This window comes from Photobacterium sanguinicancri (assembly GCF_002265265.1).
GTDB classification, from domain to species: Bacteria; Pseudomonadota; Gammaproteobacteria; order Enterobacterales; family Vibrionaceae; genus Photobacterium; species Photobacterium sanguinicancri.
In genome coordinates, this window is the sequence record NZ_NOIF01000009.1 from 30,237 (window position 1) to 52,130 (window position 21,894).

Here is a 21,894-nt window from a genome sequence, read left to right on the forward strand (position 1 = left end):
GTTATTCAATATAGCTTCTTCTCGCTAACAAATGGACAACCGAAATGGATATGTTTGCATGGCTACTTGTTTCAGGCATCATTGTTTCAGTGATCACATGTGTGATGACAGCGGTTCTTGTAAAAGAAGCGTGATTCAGACATAAAAAAGCCTCCACTACCGGAGGCTTTTTTATTGTTTATTATCCATAAGTACGGCCAACGACTACGCGTCACCCTCTTCTGTTTTTTGCGCCTTCTTTACCGCTTGGTTATAACGCTTCACCGCTTTCGCAGCTTGCTTTAACCGCTTGGCTTTTTTCTTCGCCAACTTAGTGACTTTTTTACCCAAGTCTTGCTCTGGTTGCGCTTCATGTTCTTTTAGCGCGGTCATCTCTGGCACTATGGTGCTCATGCTCGATGCAGGCTGAACTTTCGCTAAACGCGCTTGAGAGACTAATGCGCTGGGCTTACACAGATACACTTTCTCACTGGCGACACGCGCACAGCTCGAACACATAAAATTAGGTTCACTGACAATCTTGCTAATAATGGCAATCTTGTCGGCAATTTCGACGCGACGATACTTACATAATGACTTTGCCATTGACTACTCTCCAAGCAAAAGCGACTTACTCATCTCAAAACGAGGCCACATCTCGGTGCGGCGCATTATTATCGAGTGCTGTTTTGTAGACGTATTTCTTCCATTTCTGCAGTTATACCAGTAAGGCGCCCCTCTCTCTAGTAGCGCCACCAATCGTCATTGCTTGATGGGGTTTATTTCATGGCCGCCTTTACATAAACATCGAACCGATTCTTTTTAGTTTCAATCGCCGTAGAAGGCTTCACCAAATCTAAAAATTCAGCATAGTCAGGGCGTTTAACCACCACCCGTTTAGTCGCTAGCGCCAGTGCCGGTGTTAATAAGCCATCAGCATCCAGATCCGCACCGACTAGCGATTGGAATACCCGCATCTCTTTTTTCACCAATGCAGATTTCTTTTTATGTGGATACATAGGATCCAAATACACCACGTCTGGTGCTTCAAAGTCAGCATTATCCGCTAAGTCGATCAAAGCTTGCTGGCTTGATGCGTGCAGTAACGTCAACCGTTCACTTACCCAACCACCAATTTCAGGATCTTGTTTAGCACGGGTTAAGCCATCATCAAGCAGTGCAGCCACAACAGGGTGACGTTCGACCATCTGCACTTTACAACCCAAGCTTGCCAGCACAAAAGCATCACGCCCTAAGCCAGCGGTACCATCTAGTACCTTAGGCATCACACCGCCTTTAAGGCCAACCGCTTTGGCAATCGCTTGTCCACGGCCACCACCGAATTTACGACGATGAGAAGCGGCACCACCAGCAAGATCGACATACACTGCGCCCAACTTAGGTTCGTCTAACTTACGCAGTTCAAGACGCTCTTCAGTAAGTACCAACGCAAAATCGCTGCTATCAGTATGGCTAAGTCCCCAGCGTTGCGCTAATTGGTCTAGCTCGCCCTGACGTTGTGGGGCTTCACAGATTAAAGCTAATTGCACAAAATACTCCGGTAAATGCGGCTAATCAGAATAAGGGGCGGGATTATACCACCGCATTTTGGTCTTGGCTCAACTCTGCCACCAGTTTCGCTAACGGCTGGGGTTTACCAAATAAATAGCCCTGCGCGTAATCAACCCCGAGATCTTGCAGCTTCGCCAAGATGGCTTCATTTTCAACAAACTCTGCCACGGTTTTCTTACCCATTTTTTTGGCTAGTTCATTGATCGCTTTTACCATCGCAAAATCCATCTCATCTTCGGCAATATCGCGGACAAACATGCCATCGATTTTAATAATATCGACCGGCATCCGCTTCAAATAGCCAAACGATGATAGCCCTGACCCAAAATCATCCAGCGAAATTAAGCAGCCTAACGATTTTAATTGAGTAAAGAGTTGTATCGCCTCACTCATGTTACCAATGGCCGCGGTTTCAGTAATTTCTAAGCAGAGTTTTTCCGTAGGGATCCCAGAATGGCGAATACGATCAATCAAGAATTCAACAAAATCACGATTGCCCATCGACTGTCCCGACAAGTTTATCGCACACAGCTCTAACTGCTCGATGGCTTTCGGGTTTGCTTGCAGCCATCCGATCGCTTCTTGCACCACATAACGATCGATCAAGTGCGCTAAGTTATAACGCTCAGCCGCGGGAATAAACAATCCAGGCGAGACCATCGAGCCATCTTGGTTACGCATCCGCACCAAGATTTCGTAATGATGCTTACCGTGCTCGCCCCCTAACGGAGAAATTTGCTGCGCATATAAATCTAACCGCTTTTCAGCCAGGGCGTCACGAATATGATTAACGTATTCCATTTCTAATTCGCGACGCTTTAGCTCTTCATCATCCGGATGGTAGAGGTGTAAGCGGTTACGCCCTTCATCTTTGGCGGCGTAGCATGCGGTATCCGCTTGAGCGTGTACTTGCTGGGGTGAACCTGCCGTTTCATCAATCAAACGCACCCCAATCGAACAACTAAAACTAAAGCGAGAGTTCTGCCAATAGAATTCGGATTCATCAAGCAGCAATAGAATTTCCCGACCAAAAGCGAGTGCATCGCTAGCATCACAGTGACGTAAGATCACGGCAAATTCATCGCCCCCTAATCGGGCTAAGGTCGCTTTACTCGGCGTGATGCTTTGTAGCATTAACGCCACTTGCTTTAGCGCTTCATCACCAGCTTCATGCCCTGCGGTATCGTTAATCACTTTGAACTGGTCTAAATCAATATAGAACATGGCATGACGCGCACCTTTGTCGCTCACGTCTAACAATACCCGCTCTAATTGCTGTTCAAAGTAAGATCGGTTAAACAAGTCTGTCAGGTAATCGTGGCACGCTTGATATGCCAACTTGGCTTCCAACTGATGGGTAGAGGTAATGTCTTCTCCCACAATCAACAGCTGCTTTTTCGATTGAGCAGGGCGGATGGTTTCACGAATCCAGACTGTGTCACCGCTAGCACAGCGATACTGCAACTGACGACGCCATACTTTTTGATCGCTTTCTTGAGCGGCCGACGCAACAAATTGCTGAGGAACAGCGGTATTACCCAAATAGAAATCTGTTACTTTATGGCCGAGTAGCTGGCGTTTATCGTACCCCAACAGTTCCGCTGCAAACTGATTGACTGATTGAATACGCGCTTGGCTATCAATGGTCAGTAAAATAACAGGCTGCTGCTCATACAATAGGCTATAGCTCACCTCACGATCGCGCAGTTTATCTTCCATCTGGCTGCGAGCAGTAATATCCCGCGCTTCAAATAACATTTGTCCAGAACCAGCCTCATCAAATGGCATGCTTTTGATGGTGATATCTAACATCAGGCGATCGCCATCGCTGCTTTGTAACTCCGCGGTAAAGCGTGACATTTGATCGCTTTGTGCCAAGAGAAAAGCTTGGCTAAGCTGCAATGCCCCATCTTGATCCCAACAATCCCAACGCCATAGTGGGCGATCATACTTAATGATGCTGCGGCCTAATAAATTCTGTAGCGCTAGATTCGCAGAGACTAAACTGCCATGCTTCTCCAAGATCGCGATATATTGGAAGCTTTGATCAAACACCCCCTCAAATAGCGCCTGACTTTGCTGCAATTGATGTTCGCTCTTACGCTGACGGCGGATCATCAAGGCTAATAAAATAATGATTGGCCCAGTCACCAAAGTGGTGAACAGTATAGTTTTCAGTTCTTTCTTATGGCGCTCAAACCAGCTTTGTGGCCGATTAACCAATAGGGCTTGGTCGTTTTCAACATCAATCCCCCACTTCTCTAACATTGGATAATTGAGCATCAACTGGCTCGGACTCGACTGCAATACTGGATAGCTGACGATATCACCGTCTAAGACATTATTGAGTAATTTACCCATCATAGTGCCCAGGTCATAACCACTGGTCACCACCCCGCCTGTCGCCCCATACTGCAACATGAAGTTATACATCACATAAACAGGTGCCGATGCTCTCTCTGTTAGCTGCTTAACAAACTTTCGACTGGCCCGAAACTGACCATCGCCATCTTTAAAATACACAAGCAAGATGATCGCTGAATCGGGTGGTAAATCACTGGCAAAGTCCAGCACATCATCAAACTTATAGTTAGGCAATTTAATCAATTCGATATCAAGACTGGGAGCTTTACGCTTATATTCTTCTACATCGTGCCACAACTCTTGCCCGGTATAAGTTCGATCGGCCAAAACATATAAACGCTTAAGGTTCGGCTGTAAGCTTTTGGCTAACTTAACATTCTCAACCGCCCGAGATAACTCAAGCACACCGACAACATGTTTAATTTTGTTATGTTTTTGGGCGTTATAATTATTAATACCGCCAAACACCACAGGGGTATCCCCTACATAGTCGCCAAGCTGGTTCACTAGCCATAAAGCATGATCGTCAGTTACGACAATCGCATCATATTTTTCTTTTTGCAGTTTTGTACGATAGACATCAAGCAGTTCATTTAGATATTTTGGCGACTGATAACGCTTACCGTCCATATAGCTAATACTGAATGGGATATCACGTGAATTAGTCGCTACTTCTAAACCCGCTTGCAGTGAATCAGTCCAGCGAAGCCCTTGATGATAGGAGTGGATCACTAAGGTTTTAGGCGGAGCCGCAAAAGTGGAAAAGGTCACAGGAAAAAGTAACAAGAGAAGAAAGCGCATAATATTGCCAGTGATCCTTTAATTCATTGCTTAAGTATTTTTACTGTAGCCTTTGGAAGTGCATTGTCGCAGAATGCATAAGTATATTTTTCAATCACACCCGATCCGACGTCAGTATAAAAGATGCTCGCACAGGTATAAACCAAGGGATGGTAAATAACGATGACCCCGCTACCACGGATCGATGACCTCGACCGCGATATCTTAGATGCTCTAATGACCGATGCCCGTACACCATACGCGGAGATGGCTAAGCGTTTCAATGTTAGCCCTGCAACTGTGCACGTACGGGTAGAAAAAATGCGCGCAGCGGCGATCATTACGGGAACCGAGGTGGTCGTGAATCCGAAGCTGCTCGGTTACGATGTCTGTTGTTTTATTGGCATTAACTTAAATGCAGCCCGTGATTACCATTCAGCCTTGGCAAGGCTCAATGACCTCGATGAAGTGGTTGAAGCTTATTACACCACAGGGGCGTATAACATCTTCGTCAAATTGATGTGTAGATCAATTGAAGAATTACAACACGTGTTGATTGATAAGCTCCAAGCGATTGATGAAGTGCAATCGACTGAGACCCTGATCTCATTGCAAAATCCGATCAATCGAAACGTAAAACCTTAACGTTAAATGGTTAGCAAAAAAAACGAGCGACAAGGTGATCCTCATCGCTCGCTATATATTCAGTCTTTACGTCTTACTATGGTAAGCACCAGAGACGAATATTATTGTTCGCCACTGATAGATGCAGCATCTGCCTGACGAGCAGCCGCTTCTTCAGCCAACCACTCTGCAACGCTCTTCGCAAAGTAAGTCAAAATACCATCTGCACCTGCACGCTTGAAGCACATAAGCGATTCCAATACGGTCTCTCGCTCTTTCAGCCAACCATTTTGGATTGCCGCCATGTGCATCGCATACTCACCAGATACTTGGTAAGCAAACGTCGGTACTTTCAGCTCGGTTTTCACTCGGCGAACCACATCTAGGTATGGCATGCCTGGCTTCACCATCACCATGTCAGCACCTTCATTGATGTCCATCGCCACTTCATGCAGTGCTTCATCTGAATTCGCTGGGTCCATTTGGTAGGTTTTCTTATCTCCACCTTTGAGGTTACCCGACGAACCGACGGCATCACGGAACGGACCGTAATAGTTAGACGCGTATTTCGCTGAGTACGCCATGATTTGGGTATGAATAAAACCCGCCTCTTCAAGCGCTTCACGAATGGCACCAATACGGCCATCCATCATGTCTGATGGTGCAACCACATCGGCACCCGCTTCCGCGTGTGATAGTGCTTGTTTAATCAATATTTCAGTGGTGACGTCATTGATCACGTAACCATCTTCATCAATGATGCCATCTTGGCCGTGAATGGTGAATGGGTCTAATGCCACATCCGTAATCACGCCCATCTCTGGCACATGCTCTTTTAACAGACGCACGGCGCGCTGTACCAAACCTTCTGGGTTGTAAGCTTCACCGGCACAAACGCTTTTAAAGTCTTGGGAAACGACTGGGAATAAGGCTATCGCAGGTACACCAAGCTTCGCTAAATATTCCGCTTCTTGGAGCATCAGATCAATCGACAGACGCTCAATACCCGGCATCGACTCTACCGTTTCACGACGATTTTTACCCATAAGAACAAACATTGGGTAAATCAGATCGTTTACGGAGATCTGGTTTTCAGCCATTAAACGACGACTGAAGTCATGTTTACGCATTCTGCGCATACGGCGTGCTGGAAACGCGCCCTGAATAGATACAGACACGGCCTACTCCTTGTATAGGTTGATTCGCAATCTAGTTCGATAATACCACTGTCGATAAATTTAGCATGGTTCGATCGCAAAAAATGCTTGGGTTGTAGCACGAGAATTCATCATTACATCAGCGGCTTGCTGATCACGACATGCCGCAATCACTGTCGCTATATGGGGTAAAAACTGAGGTTCGTTACGACTCGATTTGGGTTTTGGTCGATAATCACGCGGTAAAAGATATGGACAATCGGTTTCGATCATCAATCGATTATCGGGGATATGGCGAACAATATCCCGCAACTCGGTACCACGGCGTTCATCGCATACCCACCCCGTAATGCCTATATGCAGATCAAGTGCAAGGCATTCACGTAGCTCTTGTTCACTGCCCGTAAAGCAATGCAGAACCGCCGCAGGTAACTTATCGCGCCATGGGGAAAGAATATCAATAAAGCGCTGATGAGCATCGCGACAATGCATAAAAATGGGCATGTTCAATTCTGCCGCTAGCGCGAGTTGTGCTTCAAACACCGCTTCTTGCTGGGGACGGGGGGAAAAGTCACGATTGAAATCTAAGCCACATTCACCAATGGCCACCACTTCAGGCTTGGCAGCTAAAGCACGGATAGCGGGGAGTGTTAGATCATCCACTGACTTAGCGTCATGAGGGTGCACCCCAGCCGTACTGAAACAATAGTTTAGCCATTGTGCAGCCATTTGCCATGCCTGCTGGCTTTCTTCAATACTGGTTCCCGTTAATATCAGCCCCGTCACACCCGCAGCTTGAGCTCGCGTTATCACTTCATCACGATCTTTATCAAATCGCGCATTGGTTAGATTTACGCCAATATCAATCATTGGTTTTTGCTTCCTTAAAAAACAAAAAACCGGCCTAAAAAGCCGGTTTTTTCATTGTCGCAATTATCACTCTTCTTCAGCATCTACATCTTTACGGACATAGAAACGCGCGAAGAATAAGCCAACTTCAAACAAAATACACATCGGCACTGCAAGCAGTGTTTGCGAAATAATGTCTGGTGGTGTCAGCATCATACCTACCACGAACGCCCCTACAACAATGTATGGACGCTTTTGACGTAAGCTTTCAGGATCAGTGGCTCCCGTCCAGCACAACAAGATAATCGCAACAGGCACCTCGAATGCAATACCAAACGCCATGAAGAGCGCGAGGATAAAGTCGAGATAACTGGATATATCCGTTGCTACTTGTACCCCTTCAGGCGCAATGCTGGTGAAGAAACCAAACACCAATGGAAATACCACAAAATACGCAAAAGACACACCGGCATAAAACAGCAGTGAGCTAGAGAATAATAGTGGCATGATCAGCTTACGCTCATGTTTATACAAGCCCGGTGCAATAAAGCCCCAAACTTGGTACAAAATCATAGGCACAGCAACAAACACCGAGGCGACTAAGGTCAGTTTTATCGGAGTAAAGAACGGCGACGCCACATCTGTTGCTATCATGCTGGCACCTTCAGGTAGTTTTTCTACCAAAGGGGCTGACAAGAAGGCATAGATGTCGTTGGCGAACCATACTAAACACAGAAATACCACCAAGACACTCAGTAGCGAACGCAATAGTCTATTTCGCAACTCTAGCAAATGGCTAAAGAGAGGTTGCGTCTCTTCGACTGTCGACATAGTGATCTAATCTACTCCTGCTTTTGAGAAGTCGTGGCTGAGGATTGCTCGCTTTTTTTATCAGCATAAGGACGCTGCACGTCTGACGCGGCTTTTTTCAGCTCATCGACAGAGTCACGCAATTCAGGCGATAAATCCTGCATCCCCATTTGCTCGGCTTTTTTAAGATTTTCTTGTAGCTCTTGAATCTTTAATTCTTGAGACAATTCATCTTTCACCGAGTTTGCCATATTACGAGCAGCACCTACCCAACGCGAAACAGAACGAATCGCGACTGGCAGACGCTCCGGCCCCAGTACGACTAATCCCACAACGGAGATCAGTATTAACTCCCAGAACCCGATATCAAACACGTATTAAACCTGCTCTTTGTCTTTTTGGTCTTTCTGGCCAGATTGAACTTGCTCACCCTCTTTTTCAGACAATTGCTTCTGATCGAAATCAGCATCGTTGTCTTTCTTAGCAGCAGCTTGTTCGTCATCGCCGATCGCTTTTTTGAAACCCTTCACTGCTGAGCCTAAATCACCGCCCAGTGTACGAAGTTTTTTGGTTCCGAATAAAAGAACAATGATCAGTGCAATGATTAATAATTGCCAAATACTGATACCACCCATGCTTGTTATACCTCAGCTCTTTGTGGTTAAAACCGTAAAGTTAATATTGCAACGTACTCTCACCGCTATTTGCGGCAAGCTCGCCACCCTAGTAACCAAAACGTGACGCCCATTGCAGCAGAGACTGCCGGATAGGTTTCAACATGATTACTAAAAAGTATGGCAGAACATACAACCAAAGTTGCACCAATGCCAAAATGGAATCTAGCTTGGCCTTGATTGCGACGGCTCTCCATGAAATTGTCATAGAGTTTATCCATTCGCTGATTCATCGCTTTGCCTTGGCGCAAACTGTCGTAAAGTAATTCAGGTAATTCGGGTAATTTTTCAGCCCAAAATGGTGCTTTACTCTTTACAGCTTCCACGATGGCTTGCGGGCCAACTTGACGCGACATCCAATCTTCAAGGAAAGGTTTAGCGGTATCCCACAAATCTAATTGTGGATATAACTGGCGACCTAACCCTTCTACATATAGCAGTGTTTTCTGCAGCAATACTAGCTGCGGCTGCACTTCCATATTAAATCGACGCGCGGTATTAAATAAATTCAACAGCACATGACCAAATGAGATTTCACAAATTGGCTTCTCAAAAATAGGTTCACATACCGTTCGAATAGCAACTTCAAATTCGTCAACATTAGTATCTGGTGGAACCCAGCCAGAGTCCACATGTAACTCCGCGACTTTACGGTAGTCACGGTGGAAAAAGGCCAGTAAGTTTTCAGCCAGATAGCGCTTATCTTCTCGATTAAGCGTACCAACAATACCGCAATCTAGTGCTATCCACTGTGGGTTTTCAGGTCGCTCATACGAAACGAAAATATTCCCAGGGTGCATGTCGGCATGAAAGAAGCTATCACGAAATACTTGGGTAAAGAAGACTGTGACTGCATTTTCTGACAGTAACTTTAAATCTGTTCCGTTCACTTTGAGCGCATCAATATCTGAAACTTGAATACCATATATGCGTTCCATGACAAGTAATCGTTCACGGCTGTAATCAGTGAACATTTCTGGCACGTACAGCATATCGCTGTCTTCAAAGTTACGACGCAGTTGAATACTGTTCGCCGCTTCACGCATCAAATTCAGCTCATCGAGCAGGGTTTTTTCGTATTCACGTACCACTTCGGTTGGACGCAGACGGCGCGCTTCAGGTAGCAAGCTAGAAACAATCCCTGCCATGCGGTACATCAGTTTAATGTCCGCTTGAATCACCGGCAGAATGTCTGGGCGGATGACTTTCAGTACCACTTCACGGCCATTTTCTTTCAAAATAGCGGTGTGGACTTGCGCTATCGATGCCGACGCCAATGGCACTTCATCAAAATCATCAAACCATTGTTCTAGCGGCCCACCTAAGGCTTCTTCCATGTGTTGCTTAGCTAAGCGACCATCAAACGGCTCAACTTGGTCTTGCAGCATGGCAAGTTGATCGGCGATGTGTGGCGGAAACAAATCTCGGCGGGTCGACATCATCTGACCCAGCTTGATCCACACAGGCCCTAGCTCTTGTAGTGCTAAGCGTAAGCGCTCACCCAATGATTTATCCGCGTGTTGATTCTTAACCCAAAAAAGAGATTTTCGGGCAAGTTTCGGGAGCTTAACTCGGGGATCATCAGGTAAGAAATCGTCGAGACCGTATCGAAGTTTCACTTCGATAATTTGGTATAGACGCTTTAATTCGGAGTAAGTCATCATGGTTTAGTAACGCTCTAGCAGCTGGTTAATGCGCGCATCTAAACGAGCCACATCGGTTTTTACATCATCAACCTGATCGGCAAAATGGGCTATTTCTAGCGCTTGAGGGGCAAGTTTCCACTCTTCGGTGATCACTTCAGCTAAATCACGCTGACGACGCGCAATGCCGCGTTGAACAAAGCTCAAACCAGTTTTCGCGCCCTGTACTAAGGTATGAGCAACCACGTCACCCGTATACTGAGACAGCTTCTCTTCAACATCAGGCTTTAAACCACTCAATAAAGAAGAAAACTGTTGCGCCAACTGAATATCACCGTCCAGTGATAACTTGTCAGCTTTGATGAGCTGCGTCAGGTTAGCCTGTTGGCGCAATTCTGGTAATACACTTAAATTCAACGCGAGCTGGCAATCCACCTCGCCTTCAAATGCACCCAATACATCCAATTGCTGACTAAACACAAAGTACAGTGTTTTACCCATTTCATTAATGGTGACACTGATGACTTTGCCACGTAAACGGGCTAGCCGACGCTGCGATTCAACATCGTCATTCAGTAGTGTATTGAGCGAGGTTTCAACCACGCCGGTAACAAATACATCAATTGGCATAGGGGCCTCAGAACTTGTAACCACGGTGAAGCGCAACAATACCACCCGTGAGGTTGTAATAATTTGTTTGCTCAAAACCGGCTTCTTGCATCATCCCTTCCAGCGTTTCTTGGTTTGGGTGCATGCGAATAGATTCAGCGAGGTAACGGTAACTTTCGGCATCATTCGCAATCAGCTCGCCCATTTTAGGCAGCAAGTGGAACGAATACGCATCGTAAATTTTTGATAGCGGCTCTAATACTGGCTTTGAGAACTCCAGTACCAATAAACGACCACCGGGTTTCAATACACGGTACATTGAGCGTAGTGCTTTATCTTTATCTGTTACGTTACGAAGACAGAAACTAATCGTGATACAGTCAAAGTAATCATCTGGGAACGGAAGTTCTTCAGCATTTGCTTGAACATAACCAACGTTACCCACAATACCGCTATCACGCAGTTTACTACGGCCAACTTTTAGCATTGAGTTATTGATGTCAGCCAGAACAACTTGGCCAGTTTCACCAACGATACGTGAGAATTTTGCTGTTAAATCACCAGTACCACCACCAAGGTCAAGCACGCGATGACCTCGACGAACGCCGCTGCAATCAATCGTAAAGCGCTTCCAAACACGGTGAATGCCCATAGACATCATGTCGTTCATAATGTCGTATTTCGCAGCTACCGAGTGGAAAACCTCTGCGACCATGTTAGCTTTTTCTTCCTTGGCTACAGTGCGGAAGCCAAAGTGAGTTGTATCTTGCGTGGTGTCCGTCATGCTATGTCCGTCATGCTGATTGGGGTGTAAACAATTGGCCTAGTTTACTTGATGGTCGCGGTTTGCTCAAAGTTATGTCGACATTCATTTACGACAATGCGCGTGGTGCTGATATTGGAGGGATACTTTGTGATCCACTTTCATCTAACGGCAACGCTTTTTCGACCAATGCTGGTGTAATATCACGCTTCACTTCGACCCCTAGCGATTTAAAACTTTCAGCCTGACGGATCACGTTACCGCGCCCAGTAGACAATTTATTCATCGCCCCTTGATAGCTCTGGTTGGCTTTATCAAGCGAAGCGCCAACACCTTCCATGTCGGTCACAAATAAACGCAACTTGTCATACAGCTTACTCGCACGCTCGGCAATTTCTTTGGCATTGTGATTCTGGCGCTCATTACGCCATAAGTTGTTGATTGTACGCAATGCCACTAATAGGGTAGTTGGACTCACCAACATGATATTTTGATCCATGGCATCGCGGATCAAAGAAGGGTCAGCTTCAATAGCGGCTTGGAATGCAGGCTCCACTGGGATGAACATCAAGACGTAATCCAAACTATGGACACCATGTAGTTGATGGTAATCTTTACGGCTTAATCCGCGAATATGGCTACGGATAGAGGCAGTGTGCTCACTCATGGCCAGTTCACGTTCGGCGATAGTTTCAGCGTTAAAGTAACGCTCATACGCCACCAGCGACATTTTTGCGTCGATCACTACGTCTTTATTTTGCGGTAAATGCACGACAACATCAGGTTGATAACGCTTACCGTCTTCATTTTCTAGGCTAATTTGTGTTTGGTATTCATGACCCTCGCGTAAACCAGACTCACTCAACACTCGAGCCAGCACCACTTCACCCCAGTTACCTTGGGCTTTGTTATCCCCTTTTAACGCTTGAGTTAGGTTAACCGCCTCCTGCGCCATTTGTTCATTCAACTGCTTAAGGTTATTAATTTCATGTACCAAGGTATGACGCTCTCGCGCCTCGGCACTAAAGCTGTCGTGGACCTGCTTTTTAAAGCCTTCAAGTTGAGCGCGTAGCGGGTAAAGAATGCTTTCTAAGCTCTGCTTATTTTGTTCATCAACGGTTCGTGTTTTCTGTTCAAACATCCGATTAGCAAGGCTTTCAAACTGAATACGAAAACGCTCTTCCGCGCTTTCTAATAAGGCAATTTTCTCTTCTGCCGATTTTTGTTCTTCAAAATGGCGGGCTTCTTGCTCACGTAAGTCACCTTCCAAGCCAGCGTTAGCGCCTCGAGCATTTTCAAGTTGCTCGGTCAGGTACTGCTTTTCATTTTTAAGCGCTTCAAAATGCCGCATCTTCTCTAATGCAGCCGCTAAGCGTGCATGCATTTGGCGTAATTCATGACTTAAACGATCACGATCAACATCGGTTTCATCCAACTCTTGGCTGCGTTCATTCAATTGCTGTTGAATTTGTTGCTCGCGGGTATCGGCCAAACGCTGATCAGCGGTGCGCTGTTGTTGCCAGAGTGCAATTTGCTGTTTGTGTTTACCATTCAGCCACAGTGCTGTTACTACACTGGCTAATGTTGCTCCTGTTGCGGCAGCAACCGCGAATAGCAAGTCGCCGCTAAGCCACTCTGTCATGATGTTTAACCCTGAAAAATACCAATAATTTCTGAATTTAAGGCTAAGTGGATACTGGATAAATGTCCAGCATTTAAAGCGGCGAACCAAACAAGATAACGGTGAAGAGACAAGCCAAAATGGAAATGTAGAATGGAGTGCGCTAAGGGTCACAGCCTGAAGTTTTGACCTCTAGTCGCCTGAAATACAATCGCATAGACTGTCGTTCATCCCTTGCAGGCATTAACTCTGTGCCACAAGAATAACGCGATATCGTAAACAAGGACGACAATGAACGAACGTTATGCCCTCGGCTATGGCATGGCTGCTGTGCTGTTATGGTCAACAGTAGCGACTGCTTTTAAAATCACTCTCGATTATTTCACCCCCATCCAAATGGTCGTCGCAGCCAGTGTGGTCTCTGCGATTGCGCTAACAGGCATCGCCTATTGGCAAGGTAAACTGCATTTACTGGGACGCACTTTCGCTGAACGCCCTTTTTATTATTTATGTTTGGGCTTAATCAATCCGTTTGCCTATTACGTGGTGTTATTTAAAGCTTACGAACTGCTACCCGCGTCGCAAGCACAACCACTGAATTACAGCTGGGCAATTACGCTGACATTAATGGCGGCAGTATTTCTAGGACAAAAGATCCGTAAGCAAGACTGGGCGGCCTGTGCCCTCGGATATTTCGGCGTTATCGTGATTGCCACGAAAGGGGATGTACTCGCTTTACAATTTGATAGCCCAACTGGCGTAGCGCTGGCATTGCTATCAACGCTGCTATGGGCGATGTATTGGATCCTCAATACCAAAAACCAAGCCGATCCTGTTCTCGGAGTATTACTTGGATTTTTAGTCTCACTGCCTTTTTCAATTAGCTTGAGCTTGTACAGTGGCGAATGGCCGTCGATCCCATGGCAAGGTTGGCTCGCTGTCAGCTATGTTGGCTTGTTTGAGATGGGGATTACATTTGTCTTGTGGATCAATGCACTAAAGCTCACTCAAAATACCGCCAGGATCAGTAACCTGATTTTCATCTCACCGTTTATTTCACTGATGCTATTAGCCACTATTATTGGCGAAGAAATCCATCCATCCACCTTAGTCGGTTTGCTTCTGATTGTCTGTGGCTTGGTGATCCAGCAATTTAAGGGGAAAAAGAGTCCCGAAGCTGTATCTGACCGTTCCCAATAAATGGACATAAAAAAGCCTGTCACATAGGTGACAGGCGAAAGTGTATTAGGGTTGTCGAGACCCTGCGCCTTTAAGGAGCCAAGCGTCTAGTTATAAAGGATTAAGAACCCTTAAGCAGCACAGGGTGCATGCCATTTTCGGCCTATCTTAGACCATAAAATCAGTAGGCCTGGTACCACCAGCCACATCTGTAATGTCATTAACACGGGTGGCGATAAATCTAAACGTTGCATCAAGCTCACCATCAAGCCTGCACCACTCATCTGGAATAAACCCAGTAATGCAGCAGCAGTACCTGCACGATCACCAAACGGGGCAAGGGCTTTACCTGCCGCCGAGCCAAGCACAAACGCAAAGCCGATTGATGACATAAAGATCGGCACCATAAACGCCCATGCTGCAAATAAGCTGCTAAGAGCAAGCATGGTCGCACCAGATATCACTAACATCACTAGACCTGTGTTCAGTGTTTGGCGTGAGCCAAAGCGGTCCATAAATTTAGGAGCTGCCATACAGGCCATAATATTCAACACAGCATTAAGACCAAACCAGTACGTAAATTGGCCCATGTCTAAGCCCATGTTCATCATCAACCATACCGGTGCTGATGTGACATACGCCAAAATTACCGCCATCGCCAACATGCACAAAATCGCGTGGAATAAGAATACAGGCTCACGCAGTACTGACATGTAGCGCTCAAGGCTGATCAACGACCCCGATGTGTTGGTATCTGTTGGGCGTGTTTCTTTAAAGCCTACCGCTATCAGACTACCTGCGACCAAAGCAAAGCCCACCATGAAGCTAAAGTTTGAGCGCCAGCCAAACTCGTGAGTTAGCCATGCGCCCATTAAAGGCGCCAGTGCCGGAATAAAGCAGATAGCACCATTGAGGTAGCTGATCATACGACCACTGCGTTCTGGGCCAAAGCTGTCACGCACAGCAGCAAACGCAGCAACTGAGGTTGCACATGCACCAAAACCTTGCGCTAAACGAGCAAAGAGTAGTAAGTCGAGTGATTGCGCAGTGTAAGCCAATGCCGAGCTCACGGTGTAAATTGCAATACCCGTTAGGGCTATCGGACGACGACCATAGCGATCCGCTAAAGGACCTGCTAATAGTTGGCCAAGACCTAGGCTAAACATAAAGAGTGTCACCGTGTCTTGGACACGAGTGGTATCAACCGCAAATGTCTCTGCCATTGCTGGCAAAGCAGGTAAATAAAGGTCGATGGCTAATGGGCTAAATAGCACCAAGACCACCATCAAGGCTACAAGGCGTGTGCCTGCCGCAGTTGAATCTGGTTTCATGTTCGTTTCCTAATAGATAGTAGCGGCACTATAAGCGGTTAGTGATATGAATAGAAATGGTTTATATTCAGGTCAGATTTTCCATTCAGGAATATCACTACATAATGGGGGAAGTTCGCGTGTCTTTTGAAAAATTATCACGTCTCGATTTAAACTTACTAGTCTGCCTACATGTATTGATCACTGAGTGCAGCGTGACCCATGCAGCTAAACGTTTAAACCTCAGTCAATCAGCTGTCAGTAAAAGCCTGACCCGTTTGCGCGAACAGTTTAATGACCCATTATTTATCCGTAGCGCCCATGGTTTAGCCCCCACCCCTCGAGTACGCGCGTTACAACCATATTTAGAACAACTGCTCCGCGATATTGAACACATTACGGCACCGCCTGAATTTAACCCAGCCACCAGCGACCGTCATTTTAGAATGGCGTTAGTAGAGAGTGCCTATCCGCTATTTCTGCCGCAGTTTTTGGGGGATATTTTCAGTGAGGGGCCAAATATTATTTTAGATACTCAAGCGTGGGAGCCCAATACCTTCGATAAGCTGCACAGCGGTGAAATCGACTTTGGCATTACAGGTAAAGACCTCAATCCTAAAGATGCAATGCTTACGCTAATGCCGCCGAAAGGCATCGTTTTTCAAGAACTGTGTCGCGACACCCAACGCTGTATTGTTCGCAAAGGCCACCCCGTGCTTAGTCAAAAGTGGGATCAGGATAATTACTTGCGCCAACGTCATATCCAAGTGCGCTGTGGCCGAGATGATCGCTGGTTACTCGATTACAAACTGGCAGAACACGGACTCGATCGCGATATTGCAATGTACGTACCCGACTTTAATAGCGCCGCCAGCCTCTGTACCCATACCGACTTAGTGTTTACCGCTCCCAGTCACTTTGCGGGGCATATTGCTGCGCAGCTAGACTTAGTTGTCTTGCCCTTGCCTTACCCATTACCAGCAATGGCATACACCCTATTTTGGCATCAGCACCAAGAAAGCGAACCCGGACATACTTGGCTCAAAAATTTAATCATCAGCCGCTGTCGTGGAATTGCAGGTAACAGTTAAAAGCGCTACCGTAGCTAGACTTACCTCGCATAATGCACGGTGATTATGTTGGCAGGCTAAGGATTACTCCGTCAGCAAGGACGGTGACAACCATTAAGGAACAACAAACATGCAAGCAGTTATCTCACAACGTGTTGAGCAGATCCGTCAGTGGCTGGCTGAAAACCAGTATGATGCTTTGCTTATTCCTCATGAAGACGAATACCTCGGTGAATACATTCCGGCCCATAGCGAACGCCTACTCTGGGCAACAGGCTTTACGGGCTCAGCGGGAATGGCTGTTATCACCCAAGATAAAGCCGCGGTATTTGTTGATGGTCGCTACGTGGTTCAAGTACGAAAGCAAGTACCTGATGATGTATTTGAATACTGTCACTTAATTGATGAGCCACCTGTCACATGGACACAAGAGAACTTAGCTGCAGGCAGTACCGTCGCCGTTGATGCTCGCTTACACAGCTCGGCATGGTTAGCTCGTACCTGCGAAAATGTTGCAGACAAGCTTAACATCATCAGTATTGATGCTAACCCGATCGACACCTTATGGCACGATCGCCCTGCGCCAACGCTTTCGAGTGCCAAACTGATGGGACTCGACTTTGTCGGCCAAAGCAGCACAGACAAGCGAGCATTGATTGCCGCAGAACTGAAGAAGCAAGGTGCAGAAGCAGCGCTATTAACTCAGCTAGATAGCATTGCATGGATCCTTAATGTACGCGGTAGCGATGTACCAAGCCTACCGATCTTACTATCAACCGCAATTATTCATGCCGATGCCAGTATTGATTTCTACATCGACCCAGCACGTTTACCGCAAGACTTTGCCACTCATGCTGGTGAAGGCGTGCGTGTTGAAGCACCTGACGCACTCGAAACTGGGCTACAAGCCCTAACAGCACGTAAAGTGCTAGTCGACCCAACCTCCAGCAACGCATGGGCAAGCCAAGTACTATTGGCTGCAGGCGCTGAATTAATTGATGCCGCAGATCCTTGCTTACTACCAAAAGCAGCGAAAAATCCAACCGAAATTGCGGGCATGAAAGCCTGTCATATTCGCGATGGCGTGGCGATCACTAAATTCCTCGCTTGGGTTGACCGCCAAGTCGCGGCAGGCAATCTATTAGATGAAGGCACCCTGTCGGATCGCCTATGGCAGTTCCGCATTGAAGACAGCAGCTGTACCGATGTCAGTTTCGACACCATCTCAGCAGCTGGCGGCAACGCGGCTATGTGTCACTACAACCACCAAAACCAGCCACAACCAAGCGTATTGGAAATGGATAATGTGTACTTGGTGGATTCAGGCGGCCAATACCCAGACGGCACCACAGATATCACTCGTACCATTGCGATTGGTCAGCCAAGCAATGAAGTCAAAACCGCGTTTACCTTGGTGTTAAAAGGCCATATTGCGCTGGCGTCAGCTCGCTTTCCGAAAGGCACCACAGGTTCTCAGTTGGATGCATTAGCACGCCAACACCTATGGGCACATGGCTTTGATTACGATCACGGCACTGGCCATGGTGTGGGCCACTTCTTGAGTGTTCACGAAGGACCACAACGTATCGCGAAAGTGTACAACCCAACCGCACTGTTGGCAGGTATGGTGCTATCAAACGAGCCAGGCTACTACCGTGCCGATGCCTTTGGTATTCGTATCGAAAACCTAGAACTGGTGGTTGAAGTACCAACGCAAGGTGACATGACAGTACTTGGGTTTGAATCACTGACCCGTGCCCCGATCGATCAGCGTTTAATTGATTTAAGCCTAATGAACGATGTTGAGTTAGCTTGGCTAAACAACTACCACCAAACAGTATTGGCAGCATTAAGCCCATCGTTTGATGGTGAAGACTTAGTATGGTTAGAGCATGCGACTAAGCCGCTAAGCCGCTAATCAGCACGGCTCCAACGAAATGAAACGCCCGCTGGTGTAGTATCACCAGCGGGCGTTTTCTATTGTCTAGGCCGACAAACTGCCGCGTACTAGCCTGAATACGCGTGATGCCAGTCTTTCCACACCACTTCAAAACCATGCTGCTTCACAGCGTCGGCAACAGCAGCCACCGAGCGATCATCACTAATCGCAAACTGTTCAAGCTCTGGCTCATCATCAGCATAACCACCTGGTTGGGTTTTCGAGCCTGCCGACATGCTGGTGATCCCCAACGACAGCACATTATCACGAAAATCAGGCGCTTCTCGGGTCGATAACGACAGCTCGACTTCAGGGTTAAACAAACGATAGGCACAGATCAACTGCACCAGTTGGCGATCATTCATCACCGATTTCGGCTGTAAGCCGCCTTCACAAGGACGCAATCGAGGGAAAGAAATCGAATAACGGGTTTGCCAATAAGTCCGCTCAAGGTAGTCCAAGTGATTTGCCACAAAGAAGCAATCAGTCCGCCACTCTTCTAAACCAATCAAGGCACCAATGCCGATCTTATCAATGCCTGCTTTCGCCAACCGATCGGGCGTCGCTAAGCGGTACTCAAAATCCATTTTATTACCACGAAGATGATGCTGTGCATAGGTTGGGGCACTGTAGGTTTCTTGATAGACCATCACCGCATCCAAGCCTAAAGTTTTCAGTTCAGCATACTCGTGCTGATCCAATGGCTGCACTTCCATCGCCAAGTAACTAAATTGCTGCTTAATCGGCGGTAGGGCTTCACGAAAGTATTCCATGCCAACTTTACGTTCGTGCTCACCAGTCACTAATAGCACGCTATCAAAGTGCATCGCCTTAATGGCCTGACACTCACGTTCGATTTCTGTCGTATTCAACGTACGGCGCTTAATGCGATTTTCCATCGAAAAGCCACAATAGGTACAGGCATTGGCACACAGATTCGACAAATATAACGGCACATAAAATGCCATCGTATGGCCAAAGCGTTTACGTGTTAACGCAGCCGACTGCTGAGCCATTTGCTCTAAATACGGTTCAGCGGCAGGCGAGATTAAGGCTTTAAAGTCTTCCAGATCGCGCTTCGATTTACGTAATGCCCGCTCAACATCTGCCGCAGTTTTACTGTAAATGGAAAGACGAACGTCATCCCAATTCAGTTGCTTCCACACATCAACATAGCTCATGGTGTTTTTTCCTACGCGCTGCGATCAAGAAACGCCGTTAACGGACTAGAGGCAATCGCATGGTTAACCGTTCCCGCTAAGCCCGCTTCATATGCCATACGGCCACTTTCCACTGCCAATCTAAACGCGCGTCCCATCGCAATAGGATCAGCTGCAGCAGCAATCGCAGTATTGACCAAGACAGCATCCGCCCCCATCTCCATCGCTTCAGCAGCATGTGATGGCGCACCAATCCCAGCATCGACAATCACAGGTACACGCGCTTGGTCGATGATAATTTCAAGGAAATCACGAGATGCTAAGCCTTTATTCGAGCCAATAGGAGCGCCCAATGGCATCACAGCCGCACAACCAACTTCTTCTAGTCGCTTACACAGTACAGGATCTGCATGACAATATGGCAACACGATGAAGCCTTCACGTACTAACGTTTCCGCTGCTGCTAAGGTTTCAATCGGATCAGGCATTAAATATTTAGGGTCTGGATGAATTTCTAATTTCAGCCAATTGGTGCCTAGAGCTTCACGCGCTAACTTAGCGGCAAAAATGGCTTCCTTCGCATTCTTGGCACCAGAGGTATTCGGCAGTAAGTTCACCCCAGCTTTAACTAACGGCGCCAGAATATCGTCGTCACGGTTATCAATATCAACCCGTTTAAGCGCCATAGTCACAAGTTCAGATTCGGTCGCAATGATCGATTCCGTCATCATTTGGCTATTGGCATATTTACCCGTACCCGTGAACAGGCGTGAAGAAAATGTTTTATCCGCAATAGTTAACATCATTAACCTCCAGCAATCGCTTGAAATAGGGCAATACGATCGCCACTATTGAGTAAAATTGAATCCCAGTGATGACGCGGCACAATGTCATCATTTACCGCAACAGCTGTAGCCTGCAATGGCATCTCAAGCTGCACCAACAAAGCTGAGAGACTCAGCTCTGATGGACAAGACATTGGCTTATCGTTCACTGAAATCTGAATTTCGGCGTTATGGGTTGTCATTGTTTACTCCTGCGCCACAAACAGGGCAGCATTTATCTTGGGCTAAATTAAATTTTTGCCATGCCATGGTTAAACCATCAAATTGCTGCAAAGTGGAAAAACCAACCTGACCAGCTTCGGTTATCGCCTTGATGGTCTCTAATGCTTGCAAGGTTCCCACTATGCCAACCACTGGACCTGCAATACCTGAATTACTGCAGGTCATCGCCGGCGCCTTCGCTGCTGGGTCATAGGGAAACAGGCAGTGATAACACGGGCCGACACCTTGACGAAAATCAAATGGCATTAACTGACCTTGCCATCGGATTGCCGCGCCAGCGATCAAAATTTTGCTGGCCTTAAAACACGCTTGATTCACAGCATGACGCGTCGGCAAGTTATCGGAACAATCGAGCACCACATCCGCTAGTTCAATTTCCATCGCTAAGCGTTGATCCGCTAAGCGCGCTTTTACCGCTCGAACGCGAATATGAGGGTTTAATTCACGTACTTGTTCGGCAGCCATTGCGGCTTTGCTTTGCCCTTGATGCTGATCGCGGTAAATGATCTGGCGCTGAAGATTGGAGCTATCGACCTCATCATCATCGGCAATCACTAAAGTACCGATACCTGCACCCGCTAAATACAATGCCGCCGATGATCCCAATCCCCCCGCACCGATCATCAACACATGCGCATTCACTAGCCGTGCCTGACCGTGCTCACCGATTTCAGGCAACATGATTTGGCGGTTGTAGCGCAAAAACTCTTGATCGCTCAACATA

At 46.9% G+C, this 21,894-nt stretch carries 21 protein-coding genes; 4 read left to right on the forward strand and 17 right to left on the reverse strand.

The features are described 5' to 3' along the window. Window positions 1-204 precede the first annotated feature (204 nt). The 3 genes from ASV53_RS02910 to ASV53_RS02920 all read right to left on the reverse strand — a co-directional run bounded on the left by ASV53_RS02910 (window position 205) and on the right by ASV53_RS02920 (window position 4,716). Entirely contained in the window at window positions 205-585 is a 381-nt protein-coding gene (locus ASV53_RS02910; protein WP_062690316.1) for a hypothetical protein, read from the reverse strand. 173 nt (window positions 586-758) lie between these two features. Then, a complete protein-coding gene (locus ASV53_RS02915) occupies window positions 759-1,529 on the reverse strand; it encodes a class I SAM-dependent methyltransferase (RefSeq protein ID WP_094956037.1) in 771 nt (256 codons plus the stop codon). Between the two features lie 43 nt (window positions 1,530-1,572). Next, window positions 1,573-4,716 carry an ABC transporter substrate binding protein gene (locus ASV53_RS02920; protein WP_094956038.1) on the reverse strand — a complete coding sequence of 1,048 codons (3,144 nt, stop codon included), beginning with the start codon at window positions 4,714-4,716 and terminating at the stop codon, window positions 1,573-1,575. A gap of 162 nt (window positions 4,717-4,878) precedes the next feature. On the opposite strand from ASV53_RS02920, the gene asnC reads away from it, so the two are divergent. After that, the gene (asnC, locus tag ASV53_RS02925) at window positions 4,879-5,340 is read left to right on the forward strand and encodes a transcriptional regulator AsnC (protein ID WP_094956039.1); all 462 of its coding nucleotides are present in this window, start codon (window positions 4,879-4,881) and stop codon (window positions 5,338-5,340) included. 101 nt (window positions 5,341-5,441) lie between these two features. Here asnC and hemB read toward each other — a convergent pair whose 3' ends face one another. From hemB to rmuC, 9 genes are all read right to left on the reverse strand, one after another. After that, window positions 5,442-6,497, reverse strand: coding sequence for a porphobilinogen synthase (gene hemB / locus ASV53_RS02930; RefSeq protein ID WP_094956040.1), 1,056 nt, complete (start codon window positions 6,495-6,497; stop codon window positions 5,442-5,444). Between the two features lie 60 nt (window positions 6,498-6,557). Then, complete coding sequence (tatD, locus tag ASV53_RS02935) at window positions 6,558-7,346, reverse strand: 3'-5' ssDNA/RNA exonuclease TatD (RefSeq protein WP_094956041.1); 789 nt, start codon at window positions 7,344-7,346, stop codon at window positions 6,558-6,560. A 66-nt stretch (window positions 7,347-7,412) separates the two neighbouring features. Beyond that, a complete protein-coding gene (gene tatC, locus ASV53_RS02940) occupies window positions 7,413-8,156 on the reverse strand; it encodes a Sec-independent protein translocase subunit TatC (protein WP_062690313.1) in 744 nt (247 codons plus the stop codon). An 11-nt stretch (window positions 8,157-8,167) separates the two neighbouring features. Next, the gene (gene tatB / locus ASV53_RS02945; RefSeq protein ID WP_062690312.1) at window positions 8,168-8,509 is read right to left on the reverse strand and encodes a Sec-independent protein translocase protein TatB; all 342 of its coding nucleotides are present in this window, start codon (window positions 8,507-8,509) and stop codon (window positions 8,168-8,170) included. Window positions 8,510-8,512: 3 nt separating this feature from the next. Continuing rightward, complete coding sequence (gene tatA / locus ASV53_RS02950; RefSeq protein WP_062690311.1) at window positions 8,513-8,770, reverse strand: Sec-independent protein translocase subunit TatA; 258 nt, start codon at window positions 8,768-8,770, stop codon at window positions 8,513-8,515. 65 nt (window positions 8,771-8,835) lie between these two features. Continuing rightward, the gene (gene ubiB, locus ASV53_RS02955; RefSeq protein ID WP_094956058.1) at window positions 8,836-10,470 is read right to left on the reverse strand and encodes a ubiquinone biosynthesis regulatory protein kinase UbiB; all 1,635 of its coding nucleotides are present in this window, start codon (window positions 10,468-10,470) and stop codon (window positions 8,836-8,838) included. A gap of 6 nt (window positions 10,471-10,476) precedes the next feature. After that, complete coding sequence (locus tag ASV53_RS02960) at window positions 10,477-11,082, reverse strand: ubiquinone biosynthesis accessory factor UbiJ (protein WP_094956042.1); 606 nt, start codon at window positions 11,080-11,082, stop codon at window positions 10,477-10,479. Between the two features lie 7 nt (window positions 11,083-11,089). Beyond that, entirely contained in the window at window positions 11,090-11,845 is a 756-nt protein-coding gene (gene ubiE, locus ASV53_RS02965) for a bifunctional demethylmenaquinone methyltransferase/2-methoxy-6-polyprenyl-1,4-benzoquinol methylase UbiE (protein WP_094956043.1), read from the reverse strand. An 88-nt stretch (window positions 11,846-11,933) separates the two neighbouring features. Continuing rightward, complete coding sequence (gene rmuC / locus ASV53_RS02970) at window positions 11,934-13,466, reverse strand: DNA recombination protein RmuC (RefSeq protein ID WP_094956044.1); 1,533 nt, start codon at window positions 13,464-13,466, stop codon at window positions 11,934-11,936. A 270-nt stretch (window positions 13,467-13,736) separates the two neighbouring features. On the opposite strand from rmuC, the gene ASV53_RS02975 reads away from it, so the two are divergent. Beyond that, window positions 13,737-14,645, forward strand: coding sequence for a DMT family transporter (locus ASV53_RS02975; protein ID WP_094956045.1), 909 nt, complete (start codon window positions 13,737-13,739; stop codon window positions 14,643-14,645). Between the two features lie 110 nt (window positions 14,646-14,755). On the opposite strand, the gene ASV53_RS02980 is transcribed toward ASV53_RS02975, so the two are convergent. Further along, a complete protein-coding gene (locus tag ASV53_RS02980) occupies window positions 14,756-15,955 on the reverse strand; it encodes a multidrug effflux MFS transporter (RefSeq protein ID WP_094956046.1) in 1,200 nt (399 codons plus the stop codon). A gap of 119 nt (window positions 15,956-16,074) precedes the next feature. Between ASV53_RS02980 and ASV53_RS02985 the strand changes: the two genes are divergently transcribed. Together ASV53_RS02985 and ASV53_RS02990 are read left to right on the forward strand one after the other, a co-directional pair. Beyond that, window positions 16,075-17,025, forward strand: a complete 951-nt coding sequence (locus ASV53_RS02985; protein WP_094956059.1) for a LysR substrate-binding domain-containing protein — start codon at window positions 16,075-16,077, stop codon at window positions 17,023-17,025. A gap of 109 nt (window positions 17,026-17,134) precedes the next feature. Beyond that, window positions 17,135-18,922, forward strand: a complete 1,788-nt coding sequence (locus tag ASV53_RS02990) for an aminopeptidase P family protein (RefSeq protein WP_094956047.1) — start codon at window positions 17,135-17,137, stop codon at window positions 18,920-18,922. An 89-nt stretch (window positions 18,923-19,011) separates the two neighbouring features. On the opposite strand, the gene thiH is transcribed toward ASV53_RS02990, so the two are convergent. From thiH to ASV53_RS03010, 4 genes are read right to left on the reverse strand one after another with little or no spacing between them, the layout of a single operon-like run. Beyond that, window positions 19,012-20,124 carry a 2-iminoacetate synthase ThiH gene (gene thiH, locus ASV53_RS02995; RefSeq protein WP_094956048.1) on the reverse strand — a complete coding sequence of 371 codons (1,113 nt, stop codon included), beginning with the start codon at window positions 20,122-20,124 and terminating at the stop codon, window positions 19,012-19,014. Window positions 20,125-20,135: 11 nt separating this feature from the next. Beyond that, window positions 20,136-20,906: a thiazole synthase gene (locus ASV53_RS03000; protein ID WP_094956049.1), complete on the reverse strand. Its 771-nt coding sequence runs from the start codon at window positions 20,904-20,906 to the stop codon at window positions 20,136-20,138. 2 nt (window positions 20,907-20,908) lie between these two features. Continuing rightward, window positions 20,909-21,130, reverse strand: a complete 222-nt coding sequence (thiS, locus tag ASV53_RS03005) for a sulfur carrier protein ThiS (RefSeq protein ID WP_189337813.1) — start codon at window positions 21,128-21,130, stop codon at window positions 20,909-20,911. After that, the gene (locus ASV53_RS03010) at window positions 21,117-21,893 is read right to left on the reverse strand and encodes a HesA/MoeB/ThiF family protein (RefSeq protein WP_094956050.1); all 777 of its coding nucleotides are present in this window, start codon (window positions 21,891-21,893) and stop codon (window positions 21,117-21,119) included. The genes thiS and ASV53_RS03010 overlap by 14 nt, the downstream gene beginning before the upstream one ends. Window position 21,894 lies beyond the last annotated feature (1 nt).

What these genes read in the sequence shown, in the direction of transcription:
- ASV53_RS02910 (WP_062690316.1), bottom strand. Translation starts at nt 585, where the DNA reads ATGGCAAAGTCATTATGTAAGTATCGTCGCGTCGAAATTGCCGACAAG.
- ASV53_RS02920 (WP_094956038.1), bottom strand. Translation starts at nt 4,716, where the DNA reads ATGCGCTTTCTTCTCTTGTTACTTTTTCCTGTGACCTTTTCCACTTTT.
- asnC (WP_094956039.1), top strand. Translation starts at nt 4,879, where the DNA reads ATGACCCCGCTACCACGGATCGATGACCTCGACCGCGATATCTTAGAT.
- tatD (WP_094956041.1), bottom strand. Translation starts at nt 7,346, where the DNA reads ATGATTGATATTGGCGTAAATCTAACCAATGCGCGATTTGATAAAGAT.
- tatC (WP_062690313.1), bottom strand. Translation starts at nt 8,156, where the DNA reads ATGTCGACAGTCGAAGAGACGCAACCTCTCTTTAGCCATTTGCTAGAG.
- tatA (WP_062690311.1), bottom strand. Translation starts at nt 8,770, where the DNA reads ATGGGTGGTATCAGTATTTGGCAATTATTAATCATTGCACTGATCATT.
- ubiB (WP_094956058.1), bottom strand. Translation starts at nt 10,470, where the DNA reads ATGACTTACTCCGAATTAAAGCGTCTATACCAAATTATCGAAGTGAAA.
- ASV53_RS02960 (WP_094956042.1), bottom strand. Translation starts at nt 11,082, where the DNA reads ATGCCAATTGATGTATTTGTTACCGGCGTGGTTGAAACCTCGCTCAAT.
- ubiE (WP_094956043.1), bottom strand. Translation starts at nt 11,845, where the DNA reads ATGACGGACACCACGCAAGATACAACTCACTTTGGCTTCCGCACTGTA.
- rmuC (WP_094956044.1), bottom strand. Translation starts at nt 13,466, where the DNA reads ATGACAGAGTGGCTTAGCGGCGACTTGCTATTCGCGGTTGCTGCCGCA.
- ASV53_RS02975 (WP_094956045.1), top strand. Translation starts at nt 13,737, where the DNA reads ATGAACGAACGTTATGCCCTCGGCTATGGCATGGCTGCTGTGCTGTTA.
- ASV53_RS02980 (WP_094956046.1), bottom strand. Translation starts at nt 15,955, where the DNA reads ATGAAACCAGATTCAACTGCGGCAGGCACACGCCTTGTAGCCTTGATG.
- ASV53_RS02990 (WP_094956047.1), top strand. Translation starts at nt 17,135, where the DNA reads ATGCAAGCAGTTATCTCACAACGTGTTGAGCAGATCCGTCAGTGGCTG.
- thiH (WP_094956048.1), bottom strand. Translation starts at nt 20,124, where the DNA reads ATGAGCTATGTTGATGTGTGGAAGCAACTGAATTGGGATGACGTTCGT.
- ASV53_RS03000 (WP_094956049.1), bottom strand. Translation starts at nt 20,906, where the DNA reads ATGTTAACTATTGCGGATAAAACATTTTCTTCACGCCTGTTCACGGGT.
- thiS (WP_189337813.1), bottom strand. Translation starts at nt 21,130, where the DNA reads ATGACAACCCATAACGCCGAAATTCAGATTTCAGTGAACGATAAGCCA.
- ASV53_RS03010 (WP_094956050.1), bottom strand. Translation starts at nt 21,893, where the DNA reads ATGTTGAGCGATCAAGAGTTTTTGCGCTACAACCGCCAAATCATGTTG.